Source organism: Streptomyces sp. NPDC005799, assembly GCF_040630525.1.
Classification (GTDB): domain Bacteria; phylum Actinomycetota; class Actinomycetes; order Streptomycetales; family Streptomycetaceae; genus Streptomyces; species Streptomyces griseorubiginosus_B.
Map to the genome: position 1 here is coordinate 1 of NZ_JBEXXQ010000136.1, position 5,855 is coordinate 5,855.

Consider the following 5,855-nt stretch of genomic DNA (forward strand, 5'->3'; position numbering starts at 1 on the left):
TTTTTCACTTTCGGCCCGCCCCCCTCTATCCTCGTCACGTACATGAGGAGCGGCCCGCAGAACGCCCCCCATGACTTCCACGCGAAGCCCCGCCCAAACGACACGGCGCATGTTAACTGCGACATCTGGATGACCCGGCGTGACATGTCGGACCGGTCGGTACGGGCCGCGTTGCGCTCGGCGCAGACCTCCTGTACACAGCGCTGACGGCAGCCCATCGGGACTACTCGTCGAGTCGACAGAAGAACCGGCGGTGGACAACTGATCGGCTGGCGCAGCACTGCCGCCGCCGGACGTTCGGAACCGGTATCCAGCTCGAGCCCGTGCCGGTCCCAGGCTGGAGGACAGGGGCGTGCTTCACGAGCGACACCGAAATGGCCGCCCTGTTCGCATTTCAGCCTTCGGCTCAGCGCGGCAGACTCAAACGCTCACAGAGTACGGACCAGTTGACGGCCGCCGTGCACGGACAGACAAGTGCAGACCTTCAAGACGTATCTGTGGGAGGCGTCCCGGTGCCGCGCCTGGCATGCTCTTGCACTTCGCAGAACATTCCTTCATGATATCGCAACGGAAGAATTCCTGTAGTATTGCCATGGATTGAGGCAAGCTCGTGAGCTTCAATAAATTGTCGGGAGAGCGAGGAGTTGAGGGTGCCGGAAAGGAATATCGATTTCGGCAAATTCGGGGCACGCGGAATCAAGGGACATGAAGCCGTTGCCCGTCAACTCGACGCGCTCGCCAACTTCATCTCCACCCCGATCACTCAGCGACGCGGACTCCTAGCACGGCTGCACTACCTCACCCGCACCGACCACGCCCGCGAAGCGGCCCGCGCGGCCGGCCTCCCCGTCACCGACCGCACCCTCAAAGCCTGGCTGGACGGCAAACGCAACCCGTCGAAGAAGAACCTGCAGGCCATCGAAGGCGCGTACTACACCGTGCGACGCCACAACGTGGCCCGCTACCTCCTCGCACGCCTCAACCGTGAAGGCCGCGGCACCCGCGTCGAGTTCCACCCACTCAATCAGTCCCAAGTCAGCCGCCCACACCAGCGAGCCCTGTCCTTCCGCACCCTCAACGTGCGCCACTGGGACAGGATCGTCGAAGCGTGGGCCAACGATGACGACGAGGCCCTGGACCAGGCCTGGATCAATGACGCGACGGTGGACCTCGGATCCGAGTGGGGCCAGTACGAATACGTGACCAATGTCGGGTTCGCCGCCTGAGTGCTCAGGTTGATCTGCCCTCCAAGTACAGGACTCGAGAGCCCCATCTCGTTGCTCCGGCCGTCCGCGAAGTCCATGCCAAGGTTTCATGAGACCGGAAACTCACAGACTCGGAAACGAGAGCCGAACGGTGGCGCTCGAGTTCGTTTCAACAACAGGTCGGGGACGGCGTCGTCACCCGGATCAATAGGGCTGCGGAAGACCCGGCCCGGGCGGTCATGCGTACGCTCACCTGCTCACACCACATCATCCGCCGACGGCGTGAAGAACTCCCGCAACTCCCGTTCCGAGATCAGCCTTTTGAACCTTGGATACGCCGTCCGCGCTCCGGTCGTGTCCCGCGACGTGGTGTAGGGGATCAAGCGCTGCGCGTTCCGGTTCGAGGCCCACGGCCATCTGCCTGTTGGCGACAGCCCACGAAGCGTGCCGGTAAGACGAGCTGGACACCCGATCGATCGGGGCCACCGTCCCTGGCCTGCGGATTCCGGTGGCTTGATCCCCTACACCACCTGGCTGGACGCCATCCGTCCGAGGGTACGCAGTAGCTCAATGCTGCACGTCACAGGGCTGGCCTCGTGGAAGGGGGCGTAGGTGGTCTTCTTCCGTGATCCCGAGCGCAGGTTCTTAATCAGCAGGGGGGAGGAGCCGGTGCTCCCGCATACGCAGACAGCCGCACGCACCGAATCACGGAACTGGGACTCGATGCCAGGCGCCTGCGACCTGGCGGGCTCCCCATGTGCGGCACTCAGTCGCTTCAGTCGCTTGGGTCGCTTGGGTCGCTAGCTGGATCCGGACAGCGACTGACGAAGCCAGCGACCCAACGACTCGTCAGTCGCTGAGGCTCGATTGGAGGAAAACTGCAGTTCAGGACCCCGTTCGTCCGGCCCTAGCGACCGAAGCGACTCGAGGCGTGCATATACGGCACAGGAACCATGTGCGCGCGTGCGTTATATATGTAGGCCTTCAGTCGCTTCAGTCGCTATTTTGGTTGCAACTACCCTCTGAACTGGCATCTTGCCCGGTTCGAAGACCAGCGACTGAAAGGCATTGGGTCGCTGAGTCGCGTACTGAGTCGCTACGGACACCTCCGAAGGATCGGAACAGCGGCACCGTTGTTCCGCATGTGCTGCACGATCCCACCGGCCCTATTCGCTAGTCTGTGTCCGTCGTTGAGTCGCTTCAGTCGCTGATAGGGGGTGTGCATGTCCGCTGAGCTGCGGTTTCATCCCAGCGACCAAAGAACAGCTCCCGGCGGCGGGCCGACAGTCGCTGCCTCCCTCACCACGGCACAGCTATGCGCCCGCCGTGGCTGGCCAGTGCACCCCCTCGCCCCAGGTCGGAAAACGCCCGCTGCGAACTGCAGCAAATGCCGCGAGAGCACCCATGCGCCAGCCGAGTGCCCGTGCCTGCGCGCAGGCCGCTGGTGCCACAGCTTCCACGCCGCCACCCTCAACCAGGGCCGTATCCAGCAGTGGTGGGGCCAGCACCCCGAGTTCGGCGTCGGCGTCTCCTGTGGTTCGGCGGGCCTGGTGGTCGTCGACATCGACGCCCACTCCACCGAACTCCCCGCACGCGACCGGATTCTGCCCGGTATCCCCATCGGCGACCACATCGACCTCACCGGCCTGGCCAACGGCTTCCACACCCTCGCCGTCCTCGCAGCTCTCCGAGGTCAGCAGAGCCCCGCTGGCGACACCAGCACCCTGCGCGTACGCACCCCTTCCGGGGGGCTGCACGTGTGGTACCGGGCCACCGACAACCGGCCCTGGAAGTCCTCCGCCGGGTCCAGCCCCGGACGGGCCCTTGCATGGCAGGTCGATATCCGCGCGCACGGCAGCTACATCATCGCCCCCGGCACCACCACCCAGCAGGGCACCTACACGCCCATCGACGACGTACGAGAACCCGCTGCTCTTCCATTGTGGCTGGCGCAGGAACTCGACCGCACCGGACACCTCCCGGCCCCTCACATCCCCGCGCCTCGGCCGGTGCCGCCCCGTGCTCAGCAAGCCGTCCTCGCGGCCGGCAGCCGCCGATGGGAGCACATCCTGGCCGCCGTCCTGGCCCCCGTAGAGGCCTGCGGCCATATCGCCGAGGGCGCAGGCTTTTCCGACACCCTCAACCGGGCCGCCTACACCCTCGGTGGACTCATTGCGGCTGGTCGTGTCGAGCGCCAGGAGGCCGAAGAAGCCCTGCGGCAGACTGCGGCCGCTGCCCGCCCCGGTCAGGAACTACGCATCGAGCAGATCATTCGCAGCGGACTCACCGCGGGCTTCAACAAACCCCTGCACGCCACGGGGAGGCGACCGTGACGTCCCCCGGCAATGAGACACTCTTCGAATTTGACCCCGAAGCAGTCGCTTCCCAGATCCGCGCCCAGGCGCCCGCCATCCCCCGGCCCGCCCAGGCTGACACCGAACGCCCACCGGCTGGGCACGCCACGCCCGCCGGGCTACTGCCGGACACCCTCAGCGACCGCGGCAATGCCAAGCTGTTCGTCAGGCTCTACGCCAACGACTACCGTTACGTTCCCAAGATCGGCTGGTACCGGTGGGACACCACCCGCTGGCAGCTGGACGAGGACGAAACCGTCCTGTGGGCCGCCGGCGACCTGGCAGAGAACATCGCCGACCAAGACCACCTCGGCCGCTTCACCATGCAGGCCCTGCACAAGCACCGCACCCGCTCCATGTCGACCGCCGGGATCCACTCCATGCTCACCCAGGCCCGGTCCGCACCCGGCATGGTCCTCACCGCCGACCGCTTGGATGCAGACCCCTATGCCTTGTGCACTCCCCAGGGCGTCGTCGACCTGCGCACCGGGCTGATGAGCGCCCCCAATCCCAACAAGGACTTCCACTCCCGCTCCACCGCCGTCGGCCCACAACAGATGCCCATCCCGCGCTGGCTGCGCTTCCTTGCCGACACCTTCGGTGACGACGCCGAAGGCCAGGAAATGATCGACTACCTTCACCTGCTGCTGGGATACTCGATCACGGGCGACGTCGGCGCCCAGATCCTGCCCTTCCTCTACGGCACCGGCAGCAACGGCAAATCCGTCCTGCTGGACGTCATGATGAAACTCCTCGGCGACTACGCCGACGCCGCCCCGCCCGGCTTCCTCATGGCCAAACCGTTCGAAGGCCACCCCACCGACCTCGCCGAACTCCACGGCCGGCGTATCTACGTCTGCTCCGAAATCAGCCCCGGCGACAAGTTCGATGAAGCCCGCGTCAAACTGCTGACCGGCGGCGACCGCATCAAAGCCCGCCGCATGCGCCAAGACCCCTTCTCCTTCCAGCCCACCCACAAACTCTGGCTCCTGGGCAACCACAAACCCGAAGTCGGCACTGGCGGCTTTGCCTTCTGGCGCCGCATGCGCCTGATCCCCTTCGAACGCGTTGTCGCCGACGACCGCAAAATCGACAACCTCGCCGACCTCCTCGTCGTCGAAGAGGGCCCCGGCATCCTGCGCTGGCTCATCGACGGTGCCCGCCGCTACCTGGCCAGCGACCGCGACCTCACCGGCCCCGAACGCGTCCGCATCGCCACCACCGCCTACGCCGAGACCGAGGACCACACCGGCCGCTTCTACGACGAATGCTGCCGCCTCGCTCCCGACCTGCGCGCCGAACAGACGGCGCTCTACGCCGCCTACACGACCTGGTGCCACAATGAGGGCGCACTGGTGATGTCTTCACGCGCGTTCGCCGCCCGCACCCGCGAACTCGTCGGGCTGGCCTCGCCGAAAGAGATGAAGGTGTCCAACCAGCGCAAGTACTACCCGGGCATCGGACTGCTGACCGACGAAGAGAGGGGCGCCGGCACATGAGTTCCCTGATCGACCCGGACGAGATCAGCCACGAGACCGAACTCGTCTGGCTGGAAGACATCGACAACCTCGACTACGTCCGCCAGAGCCTGGACCGCTTGCCCACCCGCAAAGGACGGCCCACCTACCGCCGCGACGGCCGCCTCATCGGCTGGGCCAACCTCGCCCCCACCGCCAAAGCCTCCCGCGCCTCCGGCACCTTCCGCCGCCGTGTCTTCTGGCTCCTGCCCCACGACCGCGACAGCCAGCCCGACGGCGACTACGCCAAAGGCGCCCCCTCCGAAGCCGTCGACCCCCGCACCCTCGAACCCCGCGTCAAGGGCTACAAAACCGAACGCTCTCAAGGCGGCCCACCCTCAGCCGCCATGCAAGAACTCGGCATAGAGCTCCCGCTGTGAGGTGCTGGCTATGGCGTAGGTGCTGACAACCTGATCGCTATAGCCAGCACCCGAACGGCGGGTGTGCCAACTTAAGGCGATCTGGAAGGCGTTGAGGGGTGCCTTCCAGCGCATCGTCCAGCGGCGGCGGCCCTTGCCGGTCGGGTCCAGGCTCATCAGCGCCATGTAGACGCACTTCAACGCCGCGGCCTCCGAGGGGAAGTGGCCGCGTGTCAATCCCCTCGCAGTGTGGAGACGATCTATGCGGCCCGTCCCTCGGTGAGGGTGGCTCGGTAGTCACGTTCGTCGATCGGGCTCTTGTAATCGCACACGCTGTGTAGCCGCCTGGCGTTGTAGTCGGTGATCCAGGTGGCGATCTTGATGCGCGCCTCGGTGCGGGTGCGGAAGACGCGGCGGTGG

The 5,855-nt window shown here is 65.9% G+C and carries 5 protein-coding genes and 1 pseudogene; 4 read left to right on the top strand and 2 right to left on the bottom strand.

What is annotated here, in order from left to right:
* Positions 1–650: 650 nt before the first annotated feature.
* From ABZ453_RS50145 to ABZ453_RS50160, 4 genes are all read left to right on the top strand, one after another.
* Positions 651–1,226 carry a transcriptional regulator gene (locus tag ABZ453_RS50145; protein ID WP_359026634.1) on the top strand — a complete coding sequence of 192 codons (576 nt, stop codon included), beginning with the start codon at positions 651–653 and terminating at the stop codon, positions 1,224–1,226.
* A gap of 1,316 nt (positions 1,227–2,542) precedes the next feature.
* Entirely contained in the window at positions 2,543–3,538 is a 996-nt protein-coding gene (locus ABZ453_RS50150; protein ID WP_359026636.1) for a bifunctional DNA primase/polymerase, read from the top strand.
* Complete coding sequence (locus tag ABZ453_RS50155) at positions 3,535–5,058, top strand: phage/plasmid primase, P4 family (RefSeq protein ID WP_359026638.1); 1,524 nt, start codon at positions 3,535–3,537, stop codon at positions 5,056–5,058. The genes ABZ453_RS50150 and ABZ453_RS50155 overlap by 4 nt, the downstream gene beginning before the upstream one ends.
* On the top strand, positions 5,055–5,456 hold the full coding sequence (locus ABZ453_RS50160; RefSeq protein WP_125195902.1) for a DUF6009 family protein: 402 nt from the start codon (positions 5,055–5,057) through the stop codon (positions 5,454–5,456). The genes ABZ453_RS50155 and ABZ453_RS50160 overlap by 4 nt, the downstream gene beginning before the upstream one ends.
* Positions 5,457–5,534: 78 nt before the next feature.
* Here ABZ453_RS50160 and ABZ453_RS50165 read toward each other — a convergent pair.
* Both ABZ453_RS50165 and ABZ453_RS50170 read right to left on the bottom strand, forming a co-directional pair.
* Positions 5,535–5,666 (bottom strand): annotated as a pseudogene (locus ABZ453_RS50165) (IS256 family transposase); the annotation flags it as partial.
* Positions 5,667–5,695: 29 nt separating this feature from the next.
* The coding region (locus ABZ453_RS50170; protein WP_359026641.1) for an integrase core domain-containing protein at positions 5,696–5,855 on the bottom strand (160 nt) is incomplete at its 5' end.